This is a genomic window from Halomonas sp. KHS3, assembly GCF_000830495.1.
Taxonomy (GTDB): domain Bacteria; phylum Pseudomonadota; class Gammaproteobacteria; order Pseudomonadales; family Halomonadaceae; genus Vreelandella; species Vreelandella titanicae.
This window is the reverse complement of the sequence record NZ_JWHY01000010.1, coordinates 79345-106206: the sequence shown is the minus strand read 5'-3', so window position 1 is coordinate 106206 and position 26862 is coordinate 79345. Positions and strand designations below refer to the sequence as shown.

Sequence of the window (26862 nt, the reverse complement as noted above, 5' to 3'; positions counted from 1 at the left end):
GATCGCTAGTTTAATTTAGGGATTATAGGTAATCAATCCGAAAATCAGAGAAATAGCGATAAGTTTCAATTCAGTAAAGTGAATATAAAAAAACGCCCCACGGTGGGGGCGTTCTAAACTCGTGCCTTCCTGGCTTGTGGCCGCTCTTCCTGAGCGAGACTTCCGTTTCTTACACGGCTTCCTGCCGCCGACATAATTACCCTAGTAGATGACATTTTGACGATCAAGCATCAAGTAGATGAATCCATAATAAGCATATAACGCATGCCCAGCAGACACAAAAAAACCGCCTGCAGGCGGTGGGGTGTTGCAGCGTACGGGGCTTACCAACTAATCAGCTCGATCTCTTCTATTGCCTCCGCCGCCTTCGCCAGCTTCTCCAGCCGCTGCCGCTTACCCGTGAGCTGCTGAGCAGCGGCGAACAGATCCGCGTTTTCCAGCACTGCCAGGCATAGCTGCTGCATCGTTTCTGTGCCGTCCTCGCCGTTGCGGCCTATCAGAATATTATCGAGCACCGGCATAGGCGGGGCGGGCTCGCCTTCGGCGCCGAACTCTTCCCACTCAAGATAAGCGCGTGCTTCACGCTCCTGGGCTAACCAGGTCGCTTGCTCAATGTCCGGGTACTCGCGTATCAGCGGCTTGATTGACGCGACGTACATTTCGTTGATCTCGGCGATTTTGCGAGCACGGGCGTTGGCCAGATCCTGCTCGGGGTCGGGCACGTAAGGGGCCGCGTCTGCCTGCGCGGATTCAAACACCAGCCGCTCTAACAGATCCGCCCCGTCAGGCGTGGCGGTGTAGGGAATCCAACCATGCTGGGGGTGATTGATTTCGCAATCTATGCCGCCATTTCTTAGGTACTGAGCGTTGCGTATAAGCATTAAGCAATCCTCATAAATAATCCATGTGTGTCATTGAGATTCATCGAGTGGGAGCGCAGTTGCCATGTTCCGCTAGGAGACGCTGTGGCGTAACCGCTGCCGTCAGGCCTGCTCCAGTACAAATTACTACCCGGGTAGCTCTCCCCTCTAACAGCTGTCGGTGCCCATCCCGTACGTGTAAAAATCCCGTACGAGCCTACAGCGGCAAAGTCTGTCGAAACCCCACTAGAGATAGCACTGTCTACCTGGCCTTTTGTGTAATACCGCCCGTCGTGATCGCCGCTTGTTTTGTGAGACTGAAATGCACTATCAGTGACAAGATCGACTTTTGTGCCGTCTGACCGCCGCCGCATATAAGGGTTGTTTATGTTATTAGAGGCAAGGCCAACGTCGCTTATCCAATCGCCCTTGGGCGCTTGCACGTTATCTACATTGCTGAGACCCAGCGCGGCTTTGACCTGATCAGGAGACGATGGCCTCATATAATCAGTGCCGTTATTGTTCTGCGAGGTATATATAACGGCGATGTTACTATTCAAACCGGTGTAAGTAGTGCGGAATAAACGAGCGCGAATATCGCCCGAGGAGTCTCTCCCTGCGACCGTATTAGCGTCGGCCCCGACACTGCGAGACTGGCCATTCAGCTTATCTGCGTCTACGCCAACAAACCGCCCCCCATTAGCGGCTAATATCCGACCATCGGCAGTGAACAGTAGCTCCCCCGCTTTTGCACCGTCACCGTTCCAGAAACGTATGCCGCCAATATTGGCTGTTCCAGTTCGACCGCTATACAAGTCAATGTTGGTAAAACCGGCTCCAGGCGTCCTAACCGTCATACCATTGGCAAACTCTACCGCCATTGCACTGAGCAACTTGCGAAACCCGCTTAACTCAAGATCCATTTCACCCGTAGAACGTAGCCAGGTATCAATAAAGCCCTGGGCGTTATCTACGTTATTGCTAAGCGCAATGCGGGTTATTGCCCCACCGTCACCAGACCTCCCCCCCCTTAACTCAAACTCAGCGGTTTCGATACCTGTTTTTTCGATGCTTGTTTTGCCCGTGAGAACCCCGCCCGCTTTTTGCAGGTACTGCGTATGAGGATCCGTTTTGCTAACGTGGTCGTCTATACCCGCCCCTGCCGTTTGCGCGGCGGTTTGCGCCTCTTGCCGCGCCGTATCCGCCAAACCGGCTTGCTCGGTAGCGGTTTGCGCGGCGGTCTGTGATGCGTTCTTAGCAGCGTTCACGGCGTCTAAATCGCCGTACAGCGCTTCTGCTTGTTGCTTTGCCGTTTGCGCGGCACCGGCTGAGCCGCTGGCCGCGCTGGCTGATTCGGCGGCGGCTTGTTTGTCTTGCGCCACGACCTGCTTATCACTGGCCACCCGCTGGGCGTTTTGGCTCACTTCGTCAGCCGTGGCGTCGATCACAGCTTCGCGCTGGTCGATGTGCGCCTTGCTGGCATCAACCGAAGCCTTGGCCTGGGTAACTGCTTGCCTGTCTGCCGCTACTTGTCCTGATTTATTAGTAATGTCGATGCGGGTCTCTGCGACAAACTGAAATTCAATATTCAGTTCGTCAACCATCGCCGCTAATTCAATCGAAAAGGTATGATGATATTGATTAAAAGCGTTTTGCTTTTCGATCATTTGCTGCTTATCGCCATAAGCAAAATTCCAATCGCTAGGATCTACTACTGTCGGCGCGGTAACCATGTTTTAAACCTCTACATAAGTAAGCGGGACTTTTCTATTTCTGGCCCTATCGTGCGTATGCCCGTAGCCGCCTTGGCGCATTGCTGCAAACGAATGAATAGCCTCTATAACGCCGCCCGCCTCTGGATAAATACTGATATAAACCACGGTGGTGTCGTCGGTTTTATTCATTTCTTTAACGAAGTTTTCAAACTCGTCATCTTCTAAATGATCAAACGAAAATGACACTTCCCGCCAGCCGCCCTTACCAATGGCAATCTGCGTGCCGCCTTCGGTGCGCTCTTTCCGTGTGGCCGTTTTGTTCTGCAGGCTAACGCCATAGCTAATGTTCATGTCTGGCGGGGGCGACCAGGGCGCGCCTGAAAACACGCGGTCTATTTCTAAATAGCTCTTTTCATTGGTGGGATCGTCAAACGTTAGGCGGTAGGCATTGGCAATGGTTAGTTCAAAGTTAGCCTCAAAACTAACGGTCGATAAACCACTTAAATCATGCCCACCCCACGGGTCTATACCCACTCTAAAACGCCCTAACGGTATTAACTCCGCTACGCCCTTAAAGCCAGTTTCTGCAACAACATCACCGTCCAATAAAAGCTCAACGTTAACAGTTCCCGCTGGGCTTAAATTATGGCCATAAACAACCACTTTAGATAAATAATCTGCACTCTCTAACGTCGCTGTTAATGTTTCATTCTCTATACCCAAAGTTCTAAACAAGAAACTACCACCGTTTACCTGGGTATATTCCGGCGGGGTTTGTTGGCTACTGGCGGTTAGTGTTGCGGCGTCGTGTTTATTATCAAAAAGCACCTGGATTGGCTTCACACCCACACCCCCAAATTAGTTACCCCTTTAGTAGGCGAACGGCTCACGATAATTAGCCGCCCTAACTTACCCTGCAAGCGCCCATGCTCCACCGCTCCCCCCTGCCCCGCAAAAACGGGCGGGAACCGCGCCTCAATGTCCCATGTATTGCGCTGCGTACTGCGGTCACCCAAGAGCCGGTCGCGCTCGGTAATCGCGTCCGCTTCATCTTGAATGATGCTATCCCGCGTGACCCGCTCGGCCATGGGGTAATCGCTAACGTCTTGACTGGCATGGCTTTCCCGCCACTCAGTGCGAAGCCGCGTGGCCTCTTCGGGCTGCTCTTCATCCAGCACCCCGGCCACGGTAGAAAGCGGCGAGTAATTTTTACCCCAACGCAGCGTTAAGCTGCGCCACGGCTGTTGGGTTTCAGTAAGGGTTAGCTTGTCGTAGAAAATATCGTCACGAACGATTGTTACATCAGCAGTCACCGGCACTTTATGTTGCCGTATAACCAGCTCGTTAAGTTCGTTTAGATACCAATAAGCGCCAAGCCCCTCTTTTACGGCATTGAGGATCTCGCGCCCGGTCACTTCGCCTTTATAGAAAATCCCTACCCGGTACGGGGGCAGGTCAATATCGCTAATAGCCAAGTTGTAATGCGCGGCTACCCACTCCACGATTTTTTGCGGCGTGTTGTGGGGCTCCTCGATGTCCGCCGTCAATTTACCGACTAGCGGATCCTGCAGCTCCACGGTGCCGCCCGCGGCGTTAGTGGTATGAACAACAGGGTTGCCATTGTCCTTGGCCACAATCGACGTAACAGGCAAGTAGGAACCGCGATACGTCAACGTTTGGTTATCGACGCGATGCATTGGGGCGTTATAAACGCTGCCCAGCGCCAGGGGCACCGGGCCTGCGTCGTTGGGTAGTTGCCCGGTATCAATTACCTCATCGAGAACGCTGCTTTCGTCATCCATGCGCAGCGTTAGCGCGCCCCGTTTCGCTTGCTGCAGGCCACCGTTGCGGCCCTGGGCGAGCAATCGAAAATCATCACGCGCCCAGCTTGGAGCCCCCAAAAACAGCTTGATGGGATGCCCTTGCCATTTTAGCGAGTGCCAGTCAGCGGCGAGCTGATCGCCGATTAACGTCAACTCGCCAAACGTCGTGTTGCCATCCGTGCGAGTGGTTATATCGACCGCCTTTTTAATGCAGGCGATATAAGGGCGGTTAGGGTCGGCGTCGCTGGGGAGCGACATAAACGGCCCGGTCGCTACGTACTCAATGCCGTCCGCGTGATGCAGCTCCGCTAGCAGCATACGCTCGACATTGGTTTTAGCGAGCCAAGCCAGGTACTGGCCTTCGCTTATGCTCATGTCGTGCGTATCTCCGTTTTGCTGTGCCTACTGATCGTTTCCAGCTCGTCTAACTGCTCGTCGAGCTGCTGCTCGCTACGCGCTGCCGCTTCTTCAATAGCTTCAACCGTGTCGCCGGTGTTTTCGCCGATCAGCTCTAGCAAGCGCTTGTTTTCCTTACGGGTTTCTACCAATTCCTTTTTAACGTCTTGCAGCACTTGCAGTACGTCCGCACCGCCCAGCTGCGGGAACTGCGGCAGCGGGGGCATTTCGGGCATAGGCAGTTGCAGCGGGCCATCAGGCAGGCGCATCAAACCGCTGGCATCTATCCCAAGACGGCCACCGGCCCCGCGTGAAAGCGGCATAATCGCTTCTGGATCTTCTTCGCCCATTTCGCCGATATTGAAGAACGTCGAACGGCTAACAATAGAGTTAGCCGCCGGGCGGCCTAGCTCATCTCCGCCCGCGAACATACCCCCCATGGCAAACTGCCGCCCCGCTGCAATACCCAGGTTTTTGGCGTGCCACAGGCCAAACTCCTGAATATTTTTTGCGCCGCTGCGTTGCTGCCAAGCGGCGCGCTCTTCATTCCAGGCGTCTTGAATGTCGGTGTAACGGCGTATGTACGCATCAGCACGGGCTAAATCGTCCATGCCGCCCCCGCCCGCCGAGCCGCCGCCCGCTTGGGGGTTGCTAATGCTCGCGGCCTTTTCGCGCTGACGATCGGCAAACGTGCGGTTTCGGTATATCGAGGCGTACGCCTGCCCGAAAACATCTTCGGCGGAACCTCTACCAAATTCAGCCGCTAGCCGGGATAACGTGTCGTTCCAGTCGTTCGCGCCGAACTCACCGTCATCATCAAAATATTTGTCAATTTCGGTGCGTATCGCCGTGATACGGCCATCGCTGACGTTCTGGCTAGTCGCCCGCGCCTTGTTCCTGAAACCCTCTGCCGCGTCGTCGTACTGCGACGCTTTCTGCATCGCTTCTTCGTAGGCGTTACGCTGCTGTTTCACCTCGGCGGCGTCATTTTGTGCGGAACTCAGCGCTGCAATAGCGCTGGTGAGGCTGCTCATCGTGCCGTTGAGTGATACAAACTGCCCGGTGGTGCGGCTCATTTCATCGACTAACCAGCCCAGCTCTTGCAGCTGATCCCGCGAGCGTTCTTCGAGGGTTTTTGTGTTGTCTTTCGTGCCGTCGCTCGCGCCGTAAATCGACTCTAACGCCGCTTCGATAGACAAATCACCGGCCATCACACGCGCCATTAACGCGTTGATTTCACTGTCGGTGGCCTTGCCTTCCAGCGCGTCAAAAAGCGCGGTGCGGATTTCCTCGGCTAGATACTCCTCGGCACTAATCTGCCCCGGCAGCGCTTCCAGCGCGGCTAGCACTTCGTCTTTAACAAGCTGCCCCGCCGCGCTTGACGCGTTGTATTCCTCATTAGCGGCTAGCACTCGGTCGGCGTACTGAGTGATAGATGCCAGCGCGTCGCGATCCCCCGATTGAGCAAGCACTAATTGCCGTGCAAGCTGATCCTGGGTTTCCGCAAAGTTCATGCCCGGCGTGCCGCCGGTGGCGTTCTCTTTATCTAGCCATTCATTGATGCCCAGCACTGTGCGGCTGTATTGCTCCTGGGCGCGGGACATTTCATTGATGTAGCCCCGCGCCGCTTGAGTAGCATCTTCCTGGGCGCGGGCTTGATCCTGCATTGCCCAAATATGCCGCTGCGACTCGTGTAACAGCGGGTCAATACTCTGCAGCTCACGCTCGCGCTGCAGCGCTAACGCGCCCTCCTCGTCGTTAAGCATTTCAAGCAGCGTTAGCTGCTGCTGATACGCCTGATTGTCGAATGATTGCCAAGCGGAAGCGGCGGTATTGCGCGCACTGGAAAGGCGCTGTTCGGCGGCCTGGATTTGATCGTTGAACGCTTCAATGCCCCACACGAATTCCTGTAGGCCACGGTTTGAAGGGTCGATGGCTTCCAGCTCAAGCCGCCGCATTTCCGCTGAATCACCCAGCGCGCTCAGCAGTTTGCCGTTAATTCCTGCACGCTCGCGCTCTATCGCTTCAATCTGACGCAAAGAATCAGCGGTGTTATCAACGCTCTCGCTTGCCGCATCGGCGGCGGTGCTGGTATTTCCCAGAATGCCCTGCAGCTGGCTAAACCCGCCGCTCAGCTGCAGCAGCTGCACATAGTTACGCCCACCGGCCTCAGTGTTTTGGTTCTGCGCTTCCACCAGGGCACGGAAACCCGCTTCGTTTTCCGGCAGCTCTAGGCCCATGGCGGCCAGCGATTCGGTTAGATCCTCTTGCAGGAACGCGGCGCGCTCGGCCTGGGTGAAATACCCATCGAAATACTGGTTTTGAAGGGCAGCGAGATTATCGACCCCGCCCGCGTGCTCGGCGATGTTGCTAGCAGACTCATAAGCGCCCGCCGCCGTAGCATCAAACTGCAGGTTGAGGCGCTCCATGCCGCTAGACAGCAGGGTATGCGCTTGCTGAGCCACCTGGGCTTGCTGCACCACCTCCTCAATGCCGCCCTCTAACCCGCGCACGAACTCCCCGAAGTGCCCGCCAAGCGCTTCCAGCGCGGCGCGGGGCCGCTCGTTAAGGGCAAACTCGATCAACTCACCGGCTGTATTACTCGATGCCTCAAGCCCTTGCACGGCGGCTTGCATGGCCTCGATTTCAGCGGTAGTGGTTGCCAGCGACGCGACTAAGTTATCCCGTGCAACGGCGCCATCGGTCAGCTCTTCGGCCCAACCTTTATCCTCGCCTATTCCCGCACGCTGCAGCCGCTTGGTGCCGCGATCTAGGAACCCGGTGTAACCCAAGGCGGATTGACCATAGAAGTTTTCGCCATCGTCTTGATGCTCGAAAACGCCGTCCTTACCGCTGCTTGCGTACTGCGATGGGTCGTTGGTACCGGTGGTGCCAAAGCGGCCACTAAACTTGGTTTCTTTATCAAGGCTAGCCAGCGCTGAGCCAATGAACGACCCGGCAGCGGCACCCAGCGGCCCGCCGAAATAGGCGCCGACGAGAGTCCCGGCGGTTTCTAGAATGTCGTTATCACGGCCCTCACCGAACGCGGCGCGTCCGGCATAGCTGCCCGCAAATCCAGCACCTGCCGATGCTAGGCCAGTCATGCCGCTAAAGTTGGCGGTAGAGCCGCCCATAATGCCGGTGGCCCCGGTGCCCTGAGTGGCAGCATTTGCCCAGCCGGTGCCGCCGTATGAGCTGCCCGCACCCGTCCAAGCAATGTTACTAACGCCGCCTTTCAGGGCGCTCCAGCCGTTTTTGAGCGAACTCATGGAGCTGAGATCTAAACCGCCGCCCTGCTGGCCACCAGTGCCGGGGATACCAAGCGCACCACGCGCCTGAGTAGTCACCCCGATAACGATAGGTTCAAGTGTCGCTTGGTAGGTAATCTCACCGATCAGGCGCTTAACGCCGTCCATCAGTTTGTCGCCAAAATCCTCAAACGAGTCGTAGGCACCGGTAAACGCATCTCCAAAAGTTTCATTAATCCGGTTAGCGGCTTCCTCCCACGAACGCGCAAGCTCTTTAGAAATAGGAGCGGCTTCGAGCGCCAACTGCTGCATTTCATTGCGGATACCGCCGACCATACGGGCGTACTGGTCGCCGTTGATCTCACCATCGCGGTACCGCTGGTTTATCTGTTCAAGCGCATCACGTAGCTGTTGGGCTTTCTGATTATGCCGGTCGTAGGTACTAACCAGCGTTTCAGTCTGCTTTTCGTACTCTTCGGCACCGGTGGCGGCGCGGGTGTATTGCTCCGCTGCCCAGCGCATGGACTCGCCGTATTGCTCTTGAGTCAGCGTGTTATCAGACAGGGCTTGGTCAAGTACATCGATTCGCTCGATGTATTTATCATGCTCTGCCACAAGGGGATCCATCTCCTGCTGAATGCCCCGTAGAGCGTCCGCCTGTTGTTTCGCTGACTGTTTAGCGGCGCGGGCAGCTTGCTCATAAGCGCGGGCGGATTCACTAGCCGCTTGTTTTGCGGCTGAAGCGGATTCTTCCTGGGCTTTTTTCTGGTCTTTCAGCACCTCATCTTGAACGGTTAAAAACGCAGTGTAACCACGCATCACGCTATTGACGCCCTCGCCCATGCCATCCATGGCACGATTGGCGGCGCCCAGCGCTGAACCGCCATCACGTGAAGCGGCAATGCTTTCCCGCAGGCGGTCGTTGTAAGTGCCCCAGGCTTCTAGTGTTTTTTCGCTGGGTGCGCCGCTGTTGACTGAGACGCCCGCGTTGTCGGCACCTTCACTTACGTCATTAAACGTATTTGTCAGCGCTTCTAAACGGACTCCCAGCTCATCAGCTGAAACACTCCCCGCGCTGTATTCAGACGCTAAGAGGCGCAAATTACGCATCACGCCATCAGGAATTTCTAACTGCTCTTGCAAGCCCGTTAGCATGGCATCCAGGCTTTGAGCACCACTTTCTACGGCATCAAATCCAGCGTTAATTTCGTCAAAAAATACTCTCGCTTCGGCGCCGGTGCTGTCTTCAAAACCTAGGCTTAGCACCTCTTCGCGGATTTTCGACAACGCCTTACGTGCTTTATCGGCTTCCTCTTCCTGACGGTCGCCCCACTTAATAAGCGCGGCGCGCTGGCTTTCAGTGGTCAGCGTTTTGAAGTCTTCAATAACGCTTTCAAGCGGCTCATCCATGTTGGCCAGCGAGCTGGCAACTTCATCACTGCTATCACGGAACATAAAGAACGCGGTAGCGGCCAGTGTTGCCACCCCCAAGGGGCCACCGATCAGGGCGTAAGCGCCGGATGCTGCCCGAGCCACGACTGTAGCCCTTTGAGTCGCCGCCGCGTTGGCATTCACGGCAACGGTATGTTGTGCCGTGGCTGCTATGGCCTGCTGGCGAGCAACACCCAAGCGAGCCAGCGCAGCAGTGTGAGCATCCGTTCCTTTGGTCGCCTGGGCTTCAGCTACGGCCCGCCCTAATGTGCGCTTAGCTGCGGTGACTTCTGCGGCTGAACGGCGTACCGCCATTTGCATGGAGCGCTCATCAGCGGCGGCGGCCGCTGCACTGGCGGCATTTCGCTCTATCATCTGGTGGGTAGAGGCCACCATCGAGGCGGCATAGCGGCCCGCCATAACAGCGGCTGTCAGCGTGGCAACATCTTTCACCTCATTCAGGATGCTGGCCGCACCACCTGACTCTTGGATAAAGTCAGCCAGCTCACCTACTGCCATTGCTAGCCCTGGCCCAAGGTCTGCAACAATTTGGTTGGTGAAGCCATCCATAGTGCCGGTAAGCTGCGACATGGCGCGGTTGGCTTCAACGGCATTGTTAATGTCCACCTGGGACATTGCGACGCCCAGCATTTCCGCTTCGTTGGTAAACTCGCGCAGTTTGGCGGCGTTATCGTCCAGCAGCGGCAGCAGCAACGTGGCATCACTACCTAAGCGCTCTAAGTAACTGATCTTTTCGCCGCGGGTTTCCAGCGTGCTAATGGCATCCGCAATGCGCAGCAGTTGCTGATCAGGCGCCAGCCGCTTCATTTCCTCAATATTGAGGTTTAGGTTTTCAAATAGCGCGGCGGCTTCGCCGGTGCCTTCAGCCGTGAATTCACCGATGCGCTCGGTAATATCTTTGAGGATGTCGCCCATCTGGCCGCCAGCCAGACCGGCCTGCTGGGCAGCGTAATCCCAGGCCTGCAAGCTGCCCGTGGCCATGCCGATGCTTTTGGCGAGCGAATCGGTATCAGCAATTAATTTGGCTTGATTAATAATGCTGCCAGCACCAAAAGCAGTGGCCATTGCCGCGGCCACGCCTGCCACGTTAGTACGTAGCACAGCTAGTCCACGGCTAGCATCAGAAGCGCCCTGATCAATTGCTGAGAGTTGACGCCCTGCGCGTGCAGCGTCTGCGCCAAACTGCTTGGACTGACGCCCACCACGGTCAAAGCCCTGATTCAGTTTTCCCAGCTCGCTTTCGGTCGCCTTAATGGCACGAATACCACCACTGGCGTCGCCCGTGATGATTAATCCGGTTTTGTATTGCTGGGCCATGGGTGGTAAACCTCAAATTGCGGGCAATAAAAAGCCCGCACGAGGCGGGCCTGTTAAAATTCGGGCATTAAAAAACCCGCCGTAGCGGGTTTAGAAAATCTAGAGACTTATCTACTTAAAGTCATATGTAGGCGTAAATCAGAGTTGACAGTAGTATTGATTGTTACCTGTTCACCTGTTGGCTTTATAAAAATGAAGCTGTTCTCACCAAGCTTCAACATCGGCTTTATGTCTTTGCTAGATGAAATGTTGTTACCGTTTGCTTTTGTTAGATACCAATCCACATAAGCTTTATCGAATAAAGGTGATTTATCGGATATTTTTACAACCCTTGGCCCATTAGCATCCGGTGTCATATTTGACGATTGAGGCCAAGAGCGGTTGGGGGCATCTTCCTTCAAGCTTGGATCTACATCAGACTGTAATCCTACCAACAAACAAGAATTCTTATAAATTGAGTTAATCATGCTGAACAGCGCAGCAAGCATTAAGGCGCTTACCGCCTGCCCAATACCCAGCGACCATATGAATACATTGGCTTCTCTTACGGTCTCGACTCTACCGAAACCATTTTCACGCGGCACCTCAATAGATCCAGCAATAGCAATAATTGCAACACCTCCAATGCAAGCAAGTATTGCCAATAGCCATGCAAATGTTACCCATCCTGACCAACGCTCTCTATCCGGCATAGTTTGTGCTGACATAAGGCCCTCTTCAGTTTGTTGTTCCCAAGCCAGCTTAGCGGATTAAGAGAACAGAGGCACCTCCCTAAATATTCCGCATGAGCATGTGCTTAAGTGATATTTAAGCATGGCTTTATAAACAGCATGGATAAAAATCAGGATTGTTCAGCGCCTAGTTACTGATAAGGTCAATTGGATAACCAAAAGCTAAGGGAAAATTGATGATATTTAGTACATTTCAATTCGATGACAGCGTTAGTGATGACATCAAAGCGGCGCTGAAGCCGACTGTATCTGTCAGTTTTAACCCAACTAACCTCTTAGTTGGCGATCACGTACGACTATACCCAAAGGGATCTGAAGAGGGCCATATGTTCGAGTGCACAGCTAGGCGGCACGAAATGACACCAGACGAGCACGGCGACTCTCAGTTAGTGTTTGTGCTAAGCGCTATCTAACGTCGGCTCGAAGACTCTTGCTGGATGCCTTCTGAAGCATCACAAGCTCCTCAAGCAGTTCGCGAATTCGCTTCACGTCTTTCTGTACTTCGTTCATAAAACCTCCAGTTAGCCGCCCCGGCAATTGCCAGGGCCCTTTTGATATTGATGATCAGTGTAACGAGTTAAAGTCGGAAAAGATCTCTACGCCACAAACGCCCCATCACTCCTGTAATCGGCCGGCAGATCCATCACGTTCATAAGCTCACGTACGTTGATGCGCTGCTGCTCTTCCTGCAGGAAACTCAACTCGGCGCGTTTCTCAATGATCTCCGTTACTTGGGCTTGCTGCTCTGCCTCCTGCTCGGCTAGGTGGCTTTGATCATTAAACGCCGCGAGCGCGCCCGCTTCTATGTGCTGGATCTGGCCTAGCAGCTTGTCTTGCTCGTCATAATCCAGGCGGGCGAACTTGGGGTGGCCATATAGCGAGGTGTAGTCGATCCCCAGGCGTTGCCCGCCTGCCATGCCGATGGCCGTACGCCACTGGGTGCGCATGGCGAGAAACAGTTCCAGCGCTGGCCAGTGTTCTTCCCACACCTCAAAGTGTTGGGGCGCTTCGGGTGTATCGGCGTCTTTCAGCCCCCAGCGGTCAGTGTCTTTCTTACGCTGATCTTTGGGGGCTGGGCCGCTGGCCCACCACTGGCCAGCGCCGCTTAGTTTTTTGCGGCGGCCTGGTTGCGGCCTTCCTGGGCGGCGTACCAGCTGAGGATCAACGGCCGGCGAATATAGGTTTCTTGCATTAGCTGCTCGACCAGCTCTTTATCAAACGGCAAATCCTTTTTGTCTTCGCCTTTAATGCCGGTGATGTTCACCAGATCTTCTAGAAACTCTTCATCTTTTTTCTTGCCTGACTGAGCCGCCTCAACATTGGCGCGGTAGTCATCCCACTTACGCAGCTTCCACTCTGCCTGGATCGTTGATGCCTTCTTATCGCCCGGCACTTGAATGGGTACATCAACAGTAATGGTGGGGATTTTCTTCAGAATGAGAGACATGGTGTGTTCCTGTAGTTGGCACAAACAAGTACGCCGCCCTTAGGCGGCGCGATGTGGTTAGCGGTTGTGGGTTAAGTGATTAGCGGAAAACGTAGCGGTAGTCGCCGTCGCCTTCGGGCGCGGAAAGCAGGCGGGTATCCATCGTGGAATGGGTAATCCCCTGAACCTCGGTTTCGGCGTAATTCGAGAGCTGCACACGGGTGGCCTCAAAATCCACAATATTGCCGGGCGTTTTGTTATGGGAGAACGTTACCGTGTCTACTACCGTGCCGTTATGAGACTCAATCTTTTCATAGATATTGAAGTCAGCGAGGCGCGGTTTTTGGATATTGACCTGGCCCGCCGCATTCCGGTTAGTAAGATGCACACCCTCATAACCGGGCAGGTTGCGGTGCTCTACCTGTCCAGACATATCGAACGACCAGGACTGCATCGGCGCCTCGTAGCCGAAGAACGTGAACGTGCTGTTTTGCTTGTTAACCGGCACTTCGCCAGCCTGGGGCGCACGGGTCGCGCCTGATGGCGGCGCCTCTGTAGTGGGCCGCACATATAGCCCGGTGAGGTTGAACTCAAAGTACGGCATGGCTTTAGCATCGGTGGTACGCGTCAGGGTACCGCGCACACCCGGCAACACCTGCAGCTCGTCATCATCAGACCACCAAAGCAGTGAGACAGAACTGAAGTTGCTGGAAACCGGATCGTAAATTACCTTTTCTTCGTCCACGGTCATATCGATTGTTTCGCTATGACCAGAGCACAACATTAACGGCCAGAATGAAGGCGGCACGCCGGGGGTTCCTGAGCCCGCATAGGGCACGCGAATCGTACGCGTGGAATACGGTGCAACGTTAACCTGCTCGTTAGCACCAAAGCCTGGCTTCACGCGCTCACGCTCGGCGGTATCGCCTTGATAAACGCCGGGTGAATCCTTGGTCATTACATCAAAAAACACGGCGGTGCTTAGATCGGTGGGCGTGACGCCGTACTCATCTTCAATGACTGCCGCAACGGTCAGAATTCGCCAGAGTAGTGGTTCATTACTCATCGCCTGTTACCTCTTTTTTGGCCACCGCCTTGGTGGGCTTGGGTGCTACGGCGTCGGCTTTCACCGACGCGGCGGCGGGTTTTGAGTCGGGCGCTTTCGCGGTCTTCACGGGCGCCGGTTTGGTTTGGTGCGTTAGCACACGCTTGCCGTCACGGATCTCGTAGCGGCCGCCTTTGCTGGGCATGGGGGTTTCCTCCAGGCATAAAAAAACCCGCACGCGGCGGGGTTTGTTGGGGTGGGTCAATTGGGCCTAAGGCTTGTGAGCGCCCAAGACGTCTAATGCTTCTTCGTTCAGTGGGCCGTGGGCGCCAGTGGGCTCACTCAATCGAACCTCAGCAATTGCGAATTTACGGCCATCTGTACTCAACATGGGCAGGCGGCGCCGGAGTGTTAACGCCTCTTCAGCTCCCTCTCTTGCACCGTGCGCCCCATCAATGAGTGTTGGATTGCCATATCTATCAAGCTCCGCTAACCAAAACTGGATCATGATTTTGCTCTCTCTGATTTGATTAGCTACGTATCAGGCGATCGTAGCTATAAAGCTCACGCCAGTAGACGTGGCTGCCGGAGACAGCAATGCGCTGCCCGCCTGCGTACTCCAGTGGAGCGACGGCATCCGCCGGGTTCTCTAAGCCCAGCAGGGCTGCTGTAATGGCGCGGCGCTGTGTATCCACTTCGGCTTGTTCGGCCACTAGCACAACAGCGATATGCTCGGTCACGGTCTGGCGAACGTTCATGGTGCCGAGTGCGTTGGGCTCTGCCGTGGCTTGCACGGGGTGAACGAACGCTGCGGGAAGTGCCGGGGCTGACATCGCTAAGCTGGTGGCTTGCAACTCAAAGTGGGCGCGGTATTGCTTTTGGTCGTATTCGTAATCGGTGGCGGCGTCGGTGATCTCCCAGCCTTCACTGCCACTCTGCACGGCGACTCGCTCGATAAGCTGAGTGCTCATGGTGCGTAGCGGGTCGAACTCGGGTGACCGGAGGCTGAGTACGTAGGTGTCCACGCGCCCCAAGCGGTAACCGTCTACCTCGATGCCGCTTTGGCCTGCCAGGTTGTAAACGCCGTTGGTGCCGGGGGCATCCGCCGGTAGGTTGAGCGGCCAAAGGGCGCTGCTGACAACGGGGTCTACTAGGGCAACTAAGCCAGGCACAGTATCGGCGCGGCTGGGGTCGGCTTCGCTGCTGGGGGCTGCGGTAATCCCTGAGGCACTGAGTGCGGTAATGATGCTATCAATCATGCAATGGCCCCTTTCGTGCGCTGCCGATCTAGGTATTTCGAGAGCCCTTCGTAAAACCGCCCGGGCACCCCGCTTTGGTGTTTCTGCATGGCGGGCCATAGGAACGGGTTGGCTTCCATGTTCTCGGTGCCTTGCTCCTGCCACATGCCTTTGCGGCCCTGCCAGCGACCGTTGATCTTGCGGTTAGTGCCTACCAGTAGGCCCACCTCGCCGGGCTTGAAACCTAAGCGACTACGCTGGCGTTTATTAATGTTGCGGTGGCCGACGGCGCGGGCCATATCGCCGCTATCCGAGGGCGCTTCGCTTTTGGCGGTGCGCTTGACCGGGGCTACCACTGACACCAAGCCGGCCCGTATGGCACGCTCTTTGATGTTGTCTTCCAACGCCTTTAGCTCACGCTGCATTTCCTGCAGGTGGACTCCCTGAACCTGCCAATCAAACCCACTCATGACACATCAACTCCAGCTCTGTGCGGCGGCCGCCTAGGTCGATCGGGCGGCCCTCCAGTTGGTAGGTCATCCCGCCATGGCGTAGCCGTAGGATTTTGCCAGTGGCAGCGGCAATGTCTGCCCGGTACCGCATTCGGATACGGGCGGTGGTTTCGGCGTTGGCTTCTTGGGCGGCGAATAGCGTGCGGCCGCGTAGCTGTTCAACCTCAGCCCACACTTTGCCACCTGGCTGCCACCCTTCCGGTGTTGCACCTGAGTCGGTGCGGTCGCCCTTTTGCCACCATTCGAGGACAACCTGATCTCGCTTTTTACCAATACGCATGTCCTACCCCACGGCATGGATTCGATGAGGCGCCAGCAGCATATCCACGCCCATCGGCACTTCACTAGTAATTGTCCCTATAGCAACGCTCTCCCTGTTTTCGTACCAGTGGCCGATCAGCAGCAGGATGGCGACATCAACATCTGGCGGGGTTTCTGCCGCGCCTGCTGTGGCGGTAATGGTGACGCTCTCGGGTTCGTCGGTAGTGCTGGGCCAGTGGCTACCCCATTGCGGCGCCAGCAGCGGGTAAATGGGGCGTGTGTCTAGCCGTAGCGTTTCAGCATCGAGTGATTGCTCGATGCCTTCGGGGTCGATGTACTCCAGGGATTCAATGGCGGTTACCGGCGACCACGGCAGTTCAATGGCATCACTCCCCGCTGGGAAGCCATCGAGCACCAGCGTTTTGGTGCGCGTGGCCAGCGTTGCCTGGGTGTAGTGTTCGGCGTATTGGTAGGCGCCGTTGATGAGCCCTTGAATAATCGCGTCTTCATCGGTGTAGGCCGTTGCCTCTTCTTCGGTGATAGCTAACCGAAGGTGCAGTTTGGCGCGGGTTAACGTGATCATTCAGGGGCTCTCAATAGTCAGAAACATCAACGCCGCCCAATGGCGGCGTTGGCATAGCGATAAAGGCAGCGAGGGCTAAACCTTGTCGGCGCCTTCGGTGCCTTTGGCCGGTTTATTCGCGCCAGCGGCCTTGGCCTGCTCGGCTTCGGCGGCTTTGAATTTATCTGCTGGAATAGCGATCTTGCGCTTTTCCAGCTGCTCGGCTTTCTCTTGAGGGAAGCCCGCACGATCGTTACGGGAGTAACGGCCATAGGGTTTTAGAAACACCATGGTGTGAAGCTTTTCAGCAGGTTTTTTGGTGGCGGCCATGGGTGGCTCCTGTCATAAAGGGGGTAACGGCGAAGGCCCGCACGCGGCGGGTCTTCGGCTATTGCTTAGCTGTTCTACAAACAGGAAAGCCTTACCAGGTGACTTCGGTACCCAGCACCAGGCCTTCTGGGTGGCGGAAGGCAATATCGTGCTCTTTCACTACACGCAGGAGCGATTGATTGCGGCTATATGCAGATACCAGATTACCGCCGCCATCTTTGTAGGTGGCTTCACGGCTGAAATCGATGGTCATGACATCGCTGTCGCCGATGATCACATCGTTAAAGTCACCGAAGTAGATCTCTGTTTCGTTGTTGTTCAGATCGCCTGAGGTGTCCAGGTTCACCGGAATGGTGGTGGTGTGGCGGATGGGGTAACCCTTTAGCTGACCTTGGGCCATTTCGGGATACACCTTGTTGCCGTTACCGTCGCGCAAACCAAACAACTTCATATAGGTACGCGGAGACAGCCCCCAACCTGGCTCAATCAATAGGCTGTCACTTTCCATCAACGCGAGCATCATGCTATCGAGGTAGGCATCAATGGTCGCCAGATCTGCCGTGCCAGACCAGGGCACTACACGCCCTTCCGCCTGACATACGGCACGCCAGCCAGTAGGCGTGTCATTGGTACCGTCATCACGCAGGAAGCCTTTATCTTCCCGTACCGCCATGCTGGCCAGCATGTCGTTTAGGAACAGCTGCTCTACCTGAAACCCTGCACGGCCAATCAACTGGTTGCTCATCGGCACCAGCGTGATCATGGTTTTGGCGTTCAGTTTTACATCGTCAGTGTTGGCCTCGGTCGCCAGCACATCGGAGCCTTCGCCTACGTAGCTAGAGGTTGCACCAGACGACATGCGCGGCATGCTCAGGTTGCCGTTAGGCAGTGGCATGGAACGGGCACCCAGTGCGCGAACGATGGTTTTGGGGCGAAGCAATTCAATCACTTCGTTATGCATGTTCTCAGGCACTAGCGAACCGCCGGAATTTGCACTGGTGTCGATGGCCATCGCTACGTCAGCATCGCCGATTTCACCGCTGGCGAACTTCGAGGCCAACTGCATATCGCCTTTACCGGCGGCCACGGCCATCGCCATGCGCGCCACCTTGGCGCCGGTGTACTGCTTAAGCTCGGGTTTGATATGCACCGCGGCCGATTGGCCACCACCAAAGGCGGGGACTGTTTCGGCGGAAGCGGCGTTCATGCGCTCAATGTTTTCAGCGCGGGAAAGCTTGGCGCTGATTTCATCAAACTCGGTGGCCAGCTTTTCAAATTCAGCCAGCTGCTCTTCGTTCAGCTCGCCCGCTTCCATCTCAACAGCGGCCAGCGCCTGCACTTGCGCGTTAATCTCGGCACGCTTGCGGCGGAGTTCTTCGATATTAGGCATGGTACTTCCTCTTCGTTTAGGCACAAAAAAGGCGGCTCATGGCCGCCGTGATGTCGCTCCGCCGCGTGGCTAGAGCTGACAACTGGTGTCGAACGCTCGCGCCTGGGCGCGAATGCTTCGGTTGTTTCGTGGGGCGGTACCGGTGTTGCTGGTGTAGCGCTGCGCGATAGTGTCGATGGCGTCTTGTGCGGGGGCGATCTCATCGATCAGCTTTAGGGAAAGCGCTTCTTTTGGCCGGAACAGCCGCGCTTGGGTATCAACGATGGCGGACACATCCAGCCCGCGGAAGCTGGCCACGGCTTCTGTGAATTCGCTATAGGCGACATCCAACATTCCGTTAATCTCCTGTACGGCTTGGTCGGTGATCGGCTCATGAGGGGAGGCGTTGTTCTTGTGGTCGCCGCGATAGTAGGTGTTGTACTTAATACCGATCTCTTCTTCCCAGCGGCTGACTTCGTAGGTTTCGATAATCACGCCGATGGAGCCGACGCCCGCAGTAGGACTAGCGACAATTCGCGAGCATGCCGACGCTAGGTAGTAGCCCGCCGAGTAAGCAGCGAAGTTGACGATCGCTGTAATGGGCTTAATGGCCGTGCTGGCACGGATAAAATCGGCGAGCTCTTTACAGCCCATGGCGTGGCCACCACCGGTGTGGAAGTCGAGCACGATCTCTTCGACCATTTCATGTTTTAACGCGGCGGTGATTTGGCTGCGCAAGCGCTCATACGACAGGATCTCTTCACACGCCGCGTTGATGTGACCACGGCGCGCCACCAGCACACCGTGCACAGGAATAACAGCGATGCGACCCGATACCTGTAGGCGCTGCATTTCACGGTCTTCCCCGCTGCCTGATTCCATGCCCAGGCTTTGCGGTAGGTCGTTAGCACGCCCTAGCAAGCGAGGTTCCAGCACGTTGCGCACGGCCTGCACGAGCGTGGGAGTTGCGTACAGTGGCGTGTTAAACACCATGGACGCGATGTGCGGGTAGTTGATCATTGCGTGCATGCGAGTATTCCCTCGATCTCTTGCATTTGTTGGGGCGTGGCATTCAGCGAGTTCTGCATCTGCTGTGAATCCACCATGTTCATGGGACTCAGGTAGCGATCGCCTCCCTTGATCGGAGGCATGTTTTCTAAGCGGCGAATGTCGTTAACACTCAACCAGCCCCACTGGCGGGCAATTGCGTAGGCTTCAAAGCGTGACTTCTGGTCACCGCGCAGCAGGCCGGATACGTTGAATTCGATGTAAAGGTTCTTGCGCTCGCTGGGGATGAGCAGGTCGCGCATCATCGCGGCCTCTTTGCGCTTGATCCACGGCATCAGCGTGTAGATGACGAACTGCAGGCCAAGGTGCTCGATGTTGTTGAAGGTGGCCTTGTCCAGGTGCTGGATCATGTTGGGCGCGATACGATATAGCCGGCACACTTCCACCACGCCAAAGTTGCGCGACTCCAGCAACTGAGCCTTTTCGTTATCCATCGAGAGCTGCTTGTATTCCATGCCCTCTTGCAGCAGTGCCACCGAGAAGGCATTTCGCAGACCGCCGCCGTGACGCTCTGTGAATTTACTCAACAGACGGTCAACCGATGCCTGGTCTTTAATCGCCGTGGCTTCTTTGGGCCTTTGAATAACGCCCGACATTGTGGCGCCACGCTGAAACACCGCGGAGGCGTGTTGCTCGGTGGCCATAGCTAGGCCGATGGTGTCGGCGTTGGTAGCGATGGGTGAAAGTCCTACATATCCATCTAGCGAGAACGCCTTAACGTGATGCACTGAGCGCATCGGCAGTATCTGGTTTTTGTAATCCAGCAGTTGGTAATACGGCAGTCCATCCGGCCCTTTAAGCACCCCAACCTTCTTGGGGTGGACGGGGATTAGCTCTGTTGGGTAGCCAGCACCATCGCGTTCAATCAGTGAGAACTCGTTTCCTTCCAGCGCCAGGTGGCCCATGCCTTGTTCGTAATACTCGAACGTGGTGTCTTTTCGGTTGGGCTGGCTGTGGATCACGTCATAAAGGGGGTGATCGGTCGCACGCTCGCGCCCGCCTTTGTCGTCGCGGCGGTAGAGCTCACAGGGCAGCTGCGCCAGCGACTCCGCTAGCAGGGTAACGCAACCGCGTAATGCGCTTACACCCAGGGCGGTTTCAGTGTTCACCATTGTGCCAGCGGCGCTTTGGCGGCTGGTGTTGGAGCTCACCCAATTACCTGTCCAATCCTGGCTTTTCTGCGGGCTGCCGGTGGCGGGTGAGTTGAAGAGGCTGGGCCAGAACATTAGCTATCCTCTTCGTTTTTGGCGACCGGTGGCGGTTGGTTTGCCTGGGCCGCTGCCTTGGAAGCCAGCCACGACCAGAACAGGCAGAAGCTGCCCGCGACGATATAGCCCGCGGCGGGCAGTACCAGCCACGCGCCAAACGCGACGAGCCCGACACCCAGCAGGCCGACTGTGAAGGTGATGAGATTGATCAGCATGTAACGTCCGAGGTGTCGTAAATGGATTCTTCCGGCTCGTCGTTTTCGGTGAGCACGGCGCGACCGAGCGCCATCAAGATGGCGATGATGCCGTCGATCTTGTTGTCGGGCTTTTCTTTGCGTGGGTAGATGTTGTCTTTGGCGTCTGCCTTTGCGACCACGTTGCTGGCCATCCAGGTGAGCACCGGATCCTTGGCATGCCGGAAGCGACCGCCAGTGATGGCGGCTTCCATTTCCCGCATGGCGGGACTCATGTTTTGAACGGTGTTGCGGTACTCAACGATGCTGGCACCGTCTGCCATTAACTGGTGGGCAAGCTGCGTGGCGCGCCAGGGGTCGTAGGCAATTTCTGTTATCTCGAATAAGCCCGCCAGGTCTTTGATGTCATCGCGGATCACATCGAAGTCGAGCTCTTCGCCATCGGTGATGATCAGGTCACCGCTATTCACCCACGTTTCATAAGCGGCCTTGTTGTTGCTGGCCCGCTCAACCGCACCTTCCGGCAGGTAGTTACGAACGAATACCGTCCAGCGCGTTTTCATGCGCCCTTTCTTGTCGGGCACTTCGTCACGGAACAACAAAGCGATGCTCGCGATGTCGGTCTTACTGGCGAGATCCACGCCTAACCAGCAGGCCTTGCCGATGAAGTCTTCTATCTTTAACGACTCATCACCCAGCGCGTGCCAGCTGGCCATATTGAGCCACGCTGTACGTGCACTCACCCAGACATTCAGGTGCTTGGTGAGAAAGCTGTTTTGCCGGCTTGGGTAGCGAACGGCGTCCCGTTGGGCCTTGAGAAGAAAGTCTTCACCAACTGAAATGCCGAAGTTAGGGTTTGCCTTACGTAAAACACTGGGGTCTTTCCAATCGTCGCCGGCATCAATCGTGTAGATGATGGCGAACAGCTCATCATTTGGTAGCGACAAATCAAGCATTTGCTGTGCCTGGCGGCGCTTGTCGTAACAGGGGCCTGCCAGGTTGAAGCCTGCCGTGGTGATGATGAACATCAACGGCTGATCGCGTGAGCCCATACCAGTCGACATGGTGTCGTATAGGTTGGGTGTTTGGTGCTCATGGAACTCATCAACTATCGAGCCACTGGGCGATGAGCCGTCACCTGGGTCACCGATCAATGGTTCCAGGCGGGAGCCGTCTTCTGCTATCGAGATGTTCTTGGCCATTATCTCGATGCCTGCCGCACTGACCAGCGCGGGCGACTTCATTAGCATCAAGCGTGCAGGTCGAAACACTTCCCAAGCTTGCTTCTCTGTGGTCGCGCCACAGTAGACTTCTGCGCCGTACTCGCCATCGGCGCAAAACAGCAGGTTGGCAATCGCAGCTGCCAACACTGATTTGCCGTTCTTACGCTCTACTTCAATGTATGCCTCTGAAAAGCGGCGTAGTCCGGTTTTCTTTTTGAGCCAACCAAAAATGCAAGCAACGATAAACAGTTGCCAGGGCTCAAGCGTGATGAGCCGCTTCTCACGCGCCCATCGGCCCTTGGTGTGTGGCAGTAGTTGAATGAAGTCACAACACCGTTCAGCTTCTTCCTTATCGAACCGGTACGGATATGATCGGGATTTCTGCGCCTTGAGATCGTCCAGGTGGCGTTGGCAGGCCTGCCGTACCTCCTTGCACGCGGGAATCTTTTTGGCCACTACGTCCCGAGCGTACTTGTTCGCGGCGTTGACGTTCGGGTAGCTGGCCATTGCGCTTCATCGCTTTTTGCCTATGAGGTCTTTGAATGGGTTACCGGCATCTTTCGCGCCAGGTATGGCGAGACGCGACCGGCTAGAAGGATCCAAGCCTAAGGCGCTGCCAAACGTCACGAGCTGCTTAAGGGATTCATTCGCCACGGTGCAGGCGGGGTTCTTCACTTCGGAGTTCATGCCCTGCACCGTGATGCCTTTTATAGCGATGTCCTCTTCTGCTTTACGCCAGCGGGCATAAGCTGCGCAGTAGGCTTCCAGGTTGGCAAGGTCAGATCCGGTAAGGATCTTGGAGCTCACTAGCCAAGGGCCAATTTTCTCCCACATCTGGATGCCGATCGGATCAAGCCAATCCGGCGGAAGTGGTACTTCGGTCAGCTCTTCGCCTTCAGGTTCATCGTGGTTAATGCCGCGCTTTCCAGGGTTGCCTTGCACCGCTTTCAGGTGGCTCGGCTTAGGTTTGCGACCTTGTGTCATTTGATAATTCCTCGCGCCGACCTGATTTTTTAATTTCGCGGGTATAAAAATCTAATGGTGGCGTCGGTGTCCGCTGACGCAGGGCTGTAGGGATTTGCCCCCCCCCTCCCCCTCAGGCGTCTTCGCCACGCCCCCGGCGCGCCTCTGCCTGCGTCTTGGCCTTGTGGCACGGGTCGCATATCGCCTGCAAATTGTCGTCGCTGTCGGTGCCGCCTGAGGCGATATTGACGATGTGGTCAACCTCAACGGCTGGGGTGTAAATACCTAGGTGCAGACACGGCTGGCACAGGCCTTTATCACGCTGCAGTATGCGCTGGCGCTTGCGACGCCATGGCCTGCCGCCGCGATCCTGCTTAGCTGTGGGTGACTTCTTCCAGGTGACTGCTTGGTCGGCGTGCTTATCGCAGTAGCCGTGCTTGTGCGTGGTTTTGCCTGCACACATTGGTGCACGGCATGGGCGTGGTGGCGAGCTAGGCATTTGCTGACAGGAGTTTCTTAAGCCAACGGAAGAACCGGGCGACCTGCGCAACAGCGGCAGCTAACAGCCAGAAGGCGCGGTTGTTGGGTAGTGGCATCACTCATCCCCTGCATCGTTAGTTAGTATCTCGACCACCACTGCTCGGTCTGCATTGAACCGGCGGCGCATCGCTTCATACTCAGCGAGCAACAACAGCAAGCCTTTATGGCTTTGAAGAATTAGCGCTGGGGCGGGTAGCTCACTGGTGAGGTATTCGGGTACTGTCGGGCCGTTGCACTGCATCTCCATCGGCTGGACGTTGGAGCTCGCGCACCCAGTCACCAATGCCAACAGGCAGATCCCTATCAAGCCACGCGCGGATCTCAGCATTCTGTTCTCCCAGTTGATCAAGCGCGGCTGTGCTGGCGCTTATGTCTTCAGCGATAGCGCTTAACTTACGATCACGCTCAACCATGGCATTGCTCAACGTCTCGATCTGCTGGCGCTGCCACTGCTGGTGCTCTTGCAATATCTCGGCACGGCTTCGCTGGCGCTCGGCTTCAGCGTGGTAGGCGTCTCGCTGAGAGGTGATGTGCTGCCAATAGAGGAATGCGCTCAGCAGTGCCAAGCCACCTACCACCAGGCCAATGGCTTTCGCCTGAAGCGAGGCAATCATTTGAGCCACTTCTTAACGAAGTTAATGAAAACCTCATAAAGGTCGTCTGCTTTGGCACGTATCCAATCGGTGCCCAGGAACGCAAGGAATACGCACGGGGGGAAGGCGCTAATGGGCGGCCACCCCTGCGACTCAGCAATCCACAGGAACACTGGGAACAGCGGCGTAGCCAATAACGTGCACATGACTGCACCTAGCAGCGATTTCTTGAGGCTGCCTCCCTCGTGAACACCACGAATGAAGGCCATCGCAAACGTCAGGATGGAGGCAATAGCGATAGACAGATAATCGAGCAGCCACTGCCAATTGTTTGGATCACGATGTGGCATGGTGCGTTTCTCTTTAGATCGTTTGTTCATGGCGCACCTCTCGGGCGGGCCTCGTCAGTTAATCGATGGAAATGCCGCCGACTGTTTCGTAAACGCCCAGCAGCTCATCAGTGGCTAATTCGCGCTGGCCATAACCAGCACCTGGCAAGCTCGCCCATATGCGCCGACATGCATGAATGGCTTCACGGATGCGGCCGTCATGGATCAGGGGAAGTGCTCTGCACTGGCGGATCAGGTGAATGGCGCCTAGATCCTGACTGGCGGGAGTGAAGTCAGGCAGATGAAATCGTTTAGCGAGATCATCCCAGGTGCGTGCCAGGAATTGATAACGACCGGCAGCGCTTGAGTGGATCTCATACGTAGGCAGCCATACCAGTTGACGCGGGTGATCGTGGTAGCTCTCAAAGGTGCCGCCGCCGACAATCACGTTATAGCCGTCTTGGTTACCGTATCGAGGTGTGCCCTCTGCATATGCCAGCATGTCGAGGAACGCGGCCACGTTGCCCGCTCGCGTATCCTTAGGCGGCGCTGGCTCAAGGCGCAGCAGTTCCGCCTCGTCGTACCAATGGGCAGGCGAGTGAGCAGACATGACGACCTCAGGAATAGAAAGGCCCCAACACGGAGGGGCAAGGCGCGCCAGGTGGCAACGCAATGGGAAAGAGTGCCGGTTACGCTTCCGGCGCTGCACTGTCAGCCGCTCTGGTCTATGACGATAGGCTGCGCTCAGTGAGTGCGCATACGTGTAACCCAAGCATCATTGGTTTATTAACGGTCACTGGCTTGCTAACACCAGCTCGGCACTACCCGACTCCCGACACCTGCGCAGAACGCAAAAGCCCCGCCAGGTGACCGGCAGGGCTTTATGGTGTGTGGCGGCTAGCTACATTCAGCGCCAGCCTAGACAGATAGTAGGTCAACCGTCTGACAAACACAACATGCGGTAGTGATTTTTATAATTGCGCTAGCAGTAGTAGCTGCACCCTCGCCTCATTAGCGGCATTCTTAATCGCCTTACCATTCCTAAACAGTGGAACCACGTGCTTAGACTCTACGTGTTGCACCCAGCCCTTTTCGTGCTGGATCGTGTCATAACACACCAGTGTCTTACCGTGCATGATACCCGGGGAGAAGCCTAGCCGCTGCGCATAAGGCCCTGCATCATCCGCTATCTGGTCGAAGCTTTTACACCAAGGGCCAGTTGCGCGGCGGTCAGTCTTAGCCGCCTGAATCAGTGCCGCTAACAAGTTGCGAGGCGTCAGACGTGCATAGTCAAGGAACTGGCGCGCTTCCTCATGGGCGGCATGCACACGAATACCTCGATCATACGCAATCACCAATGGATCAGCGGCAGCGGTACCGCCTCCAGGATGCTCGCCTAGCTTGGCAGTAGAGCTGAATGGCTGGTAGCCCTGGTTCTCATGGGCGTACCAAGTGCGGCGCTCAACCTCCATATCAAGTACACGGTTTACAAAAACGCGCGGCGCCTCAGGATGATGATTAGCATTCGACTCTTTCGCCACCTCACGTAACCGGCTCATCGGCATACGCTCTAATACGTCGCGCATTGCGATCCCCTCTTTCTTCAATGCCATGCCCATTAGCCCTTTCTCCACTCGGTACCGCGAACGTTAGCTTTTGTGTAATGGCTATAAGACGGCCCTAAGCACGCATACTCATCAAGTACCCGCTTAGCCTCTTCCAGACCTACAGCCAACACCGCGCAATAGCCGCGCGCTTCTGCCTGCGCCAGCCAATCATGCTGACTCTGCGCCAGCGCTGCGGTATGCGGCGGGGATGCCTTGAACTCCATGTACAGCCCATGCCAGCCGCCGCGGGCATCCATAATCACAAGGTCACTCACGCCACTTTTAACACCTTGCCGCTTCATGGCCGCCCCGGTGCTCTTACTGCGCTGGCCACCGTTAGGAACGTGGTAGATCGCATCGTACAACTGCCCTACTGGCTCCCCGCGCTTCTTCTCCCCCAAGAGCCAGCGGATAAGGACAGCTTGCTCATTGCCTTCCCAGTCTACGGGGCGCTTGCGTGGAGTGCCGTCGGCCTTGGGCTTGCGCGGGCGGCGGGCTGGTTGAATACGTAGGCTCATGAATTACCCCGCTCGCGTGTCTTGCGTATGTGATCTAGCCTAACCATCAACGGAGTCAGAGTGTGGAGGGCTGCCAAGCCATACATGCCGTGGTAAGCCGCCCAAGCTACAGCGCTCCACCAGCTAATAATGAAGATCCAGCGAAGGGTGCTAGGTACCTGAATAGGCGTATCTAGTGGCGAGTCCATGACGAAAGCGATCATTGTCAAAATCAGAATCATCAAGCCAATAGCCCATGCGGCAAATAGCGCCAAGCTTGCAAGCCCGCCGTGGGCGACTGGGGCTAACCAGGTGGAGATAACAGCGCCTGATACCAATAGAACAGCATGCATAT

Annotated in this window: 29 protein-coding genes; all 29 read right to left on the bottom strand. The window is 56.1% G+C overall.

What is annotated here, in order from left to right:
• Positions 1 to 323: 323 nt before the first annotated feature.
• The 29 genes from RO22_RS23940 to RO22_RS19605 all read right to left on the bottom strand — a co-directional run bounded on the left by RO22_RS23940 (position 324) and on the right by RO22_RS19605 (position 26860).
• Positions 324 to 881, bottom strand: coding sequence for a hypothetical protein (locus RO22_RS23940; RefSeq protein ID WP_052475724.1), 558 nt, complete (start codon positions 879 to 881; stop codon positions 324 to 326).
• Positions 881 to 2593: a hypothetical protein gene (locus RO22_RS19745; RefSeq protein WP_041159191.1), complete on the bottom strand. Its 1713-nt coding sequence runs from the start codon at positions 2591 to 2593 to the stop codon at positions 881 to 883. The genes RO22_RS23940 and RO22_RS19745 overlap by 1 nt, the downstream gene beginning before the upstream one ends.
• 3 nt (positions 2594 to 2596) lie before the next feature.
• Entirely contained in the window at positions 2597 to 3418 is an 822-nt protein-coding gene (locus RO22_RS19740) for a hypothetical protein (protein WP_041159190.1), read from the bottom strand.
• Positions 3415 to 4773: a hypothetical protein gene (locus tag RO22_RS19735; protein ID WP_041159189.1), complete on the bottom strand. Its 1359-nt coding sequence runs from the start codon at positions 4771 to 4773 to the stop codon at positions 3415 to 3417. The genes RO22_RS19740 and RO22_RS19735 overlap by 4 nt, the downstream gene beginning before the upstream one ends.
• Complete coding sequence (locus tag RO22_RS19730; RefSeq protein WP_041159188.1) at positions 4770 to 10811, bottom strand: hypothetical protein; 6042 nt, start codon at positions 10809 to 10811, stop codon at positions 4770 to 4772. The genes RO22_RS19735 and RO22_RS19730 overlap by 4 nt, the downstream gene beginning before the upstream one ends.
• A 107-nt stretch (positions 10812 to 10918) precedes the next feature.
• A complete protein-coding gene (locus tag RO22_RS19725; protein ID WP_041159187.1) occupies positions 10919 to 11518 on the bottom strand; it encodes a hypothetical protein in 600 nt (199 codons plus the stop codon).
• A 620-nt stretch (positions 11519 to 12138) separates the two neighbouring features.
• The gene (locus RO22_RS19715; protein ID WP_268747827.1) at positions 12139 to 12573 is read right to left on the bottom strand and encodes a DUF1799 domain-containing protein; all 435 of its coding nucleotides are present in this window, start codon (positions 12571 to 12573) and stop codon (positions 12139 to 12141) included.
• A 74-nt stretch (positions 12574 to 12647) separates the two neighbouring features.
• Entirely contained in the window at positions 12648 to 12989 is a 342-nt protein-coding gene (locus tag RO22_RS19710; RefSeq protein WP_041159184.1) for a hypothetical protein, read from the bottom strand.
• Between the two features lie 79 nt (positions 12990 to 13068).
• On the bottom strand, positions 13069 to 14034 hold the full coding sequence (locus tag RO22_RS19705; RefSeq protein ID WP_041159183.1) for a hypothetical protein: 966 nt from the start codon (positions 14032 to 14034) through the stop codon (positions 13069 to 13071).
• Positions 14027 to 14218, bottom strand: a complete 192-nt coding sequence (locus RO22_RS19700; RefSeq protein ID WP_041159182.1) for a hypothetical protein — start codon at positions 14216 to 14218, stop codon at positions 14027 to 14029. Before RO22_RS19700 ends, RO22_RS19705 begins: the two co-directional genes overlap by 8 nt.
• Positions 14219 to 14284: 66 nt before the next feature.
• Positions 14285 to 14521 carry a hypothetical protein gene (locus RO22_RS19695; protein ID WP_041159181.1) on the bottom strand — a complete coding sequence of 79 codons (237 nt, stop codon included), beginning with the start codon at positions 14519 to 14521 and terminating at the stop codon, positions 14285 to 14287.
• Positions 14522 to 14543: 22 nt separating this feature from the next.
• On the bottom strand, positions 14544 to 15272 hold the full coding sequence (locus tag RO22_RS19690; protein WP_041159180.1) for a hypothetical protein: 729 nt from the start codon (positions 15270 to 15272) through the stop codon (positions 14544 to 14546).
• Positions 15269 to 15721, bottom strand: coding sequence for an HK97-gp10 family putative phage morphogenesis protein (locus tag RO22_RS19685; RefSeq protein WP_041159179.1), 453 nt, complete (start codon positions 15719 to 15721; stop codon positions 15269 to 15271). Before RO22_RS19685 ends, RO22_RS19690 begins: the two co-directional genes overlap by 4 nt.
• Positions 15708 to 16043, bottom strand: a complete 336-nt coding sequence (locus RO22_RS19680; RefSeq protein ID WP_041159178.1) for a phage head closure protein — start codon at positions 16041 to 16043, stop codon at positions 15708 to 15710. The genes RO22_RS19685 and RO22_RS19680 overlap by 14 nt, the downstream gene beginning before the upstream one ends.
• Before the next feature lie 3 nt (positions 16044 to 16046).
• Positions 16047 to 16607 carry a head-tail connector protein gene (locus RO22_RS23935; RefSeq protein WP_052475723.1) on the bottom strand — a complete coding sequence of 187 codons (561 nt, stop codon included), beginning with the start codon at positions 16605 to 16607 and terminating at the stop codon, positions 16047 to 16049.
• A 75-nt stretch (positions 16608 to 16682) separates the two neighbouring features.
• Positions 16683 to 16916: a hypothetical protein gene (locus tag RO22_RS19670; protein WP_041159177.1), complete on the bottom strand. Its 234-nt coding sequence runs from the start codon at positions 16914 to 16916 to the stop codon at positions 16683 to 16685.
• A 91-nt stretch (positions 16917 to 17007) separates the two neighbouring features.
• Positions 17008 to 18306 (bottom strand): phage major capsid protein, encoded by a 1299-nt coding sequence (locus RO22_RS19665; protein ID WP_041159176.1) that lies wholly within the window; start codon positions 18304 to 18306, stop codon positions 17008 to 17010.
• 69 nt (positions 18307 to 18375) lie between these two features.
• Entirely contained in the window at positions 18376 to 19314 is a 939-nt protein-coding gene (locus RO22_RS19660; RefSeq protein WP_041159175.1) for a S49 family peptidase, read from the bottom strand.
• Positions 19302 to 20579, bottom strand: coding sequence for a phage portal protein (locus RO22_RS19655; RefSeq protein ID WP_041159174.1), 1278 nt, complete (start codon positions 20577 to 20579; stop codon positions 19302 to 19304). The genes RO22_RS19660 and RO22_RS19655 overlap by 13 nt, the downstream gene beginning before the upstream one ends.
• On the bottom strand, positions 20579 to 20776 hold the full coding sequence (locus tag RO22_RS19650) for a hypothetical protein (RefSeq protein ID WP_041159173.1): 198 nt from the start codon (positions 20774 to 20776) through the stop codon (positions 20579 to 20581). The genes RO22_RS19655 and RO22_RS19650 overlap by 1 nt, the downstream gene beginning before the upstream one ends.
• Positions 20770 to 22485 (bottom strand): terminase large subunit, encoded by a 1716-nt coding sequence (locus RO22_RS19645; protein WP_041159172.1) that lies wholly within the window; start codon positions 22483 to 22485, stop codon positions 20770 to 20772. Before RO22_RS19645 ends, RO22_RS19650 begins: the two co-directional genes overlap by 7 nt.
• A 6-nt stretch (positions 22486 to 22491) precedes the next feature.
• Positions 22492 to 22962: a phage terminase small subunit P27 family gene (locus tag RO22_RS19640; RefSeq protein ID WP_041159171.1), complete on the bottom strand. Its 471-nt coding sequence runs from the start codon at positions 22960 to 22962 to the stop codon at positions 22492 to 22494.
• Positions 22963 to 23074: 112 nt separating this feature from the next.
• Complete coding sequence (locus RO22_RS19635) at positions 23075 to 23404, bottom strand: HNH endonuclease (RefSeq protein WP_235270534.1); 330 nt, start codon at positions 23402 to 23404, stop codon at positions 23075 to 23077.
• Between the two features lie 274 nt (positions 23405 to 23678).
• Positions 23679 to 24095, bottom strand: a complete 417-nt coding sequence (locus RO22_RS19630; protein WP_041159169.1) for a hypothetical protein — start codon at positions 24093 to 24095, stop codon at positions 23679 to 23681.
• Positions 24092 to 24454, bottom strand: coding sequence for a phage holin family protein (locus RO22_RS19625; RefSeq protein ID WP_084625484.1), 363 nt, complete (start codon positions 24452 to 24454; stop codon positions 24092 to 24094). The genes RO22_RS19630 and RO22_RS19625 overlap by 4 nt, the downstream gene beginning before the upstream one ends.
• A gap of 28 nt (positions 24455 to 24482) precedes the next feature.
• Positions 24483 to 25013, bottom strand: coding sequence for a glycoside hydrolase family 104 protein (locus tag RO22_RS19620; protein ID WP_041159167.1), 531 nt, complete (start codon positions 25011 to 25013; stop codon positions 24483 to 24485).
• Positions 25014 to 25374: 361 nt separating this feature from the next.
• Positions 25375 to 26022, bottom strand: coding sequence for a hypothetical protein (locus RO22_RS19615; protein ID WP_041159166.1), 648 nt, complete (start codon positions 26020 to 26022; stop codon positions 25375 to 25377).
• Positions 26022 to 26528, bottom strand: a complete 507-nt coding sequence (locus tag RO22_RS19610; protein WP_041159165.1) for a VRR-NUC domain-containing protein — start codon at positions 26526 to 26528, stop codon at positions 26022 to 26024. Before RO22_RS19610 ends, RO22_RS19615 begins: the two co-directional genes overlap by 1 nt.
• Positions 26525 to 26860 (bottom strand): hypothetical protein, encoded by a 336-nt coding sequence (locus tag RO22_RS19605; RefSeq protein WP_041159164.1) that lies wholly within the window; start codon positions 26858 to 26860, stop codon positions 26525 to 26527. The genes RO22_RS19610 and RO22_RS19605 overlap by 4 nt, the downstream gene beginning before the upstream one ends.
• Positions 26861 to 26862 lie beyond the last annotated feature (2 nt).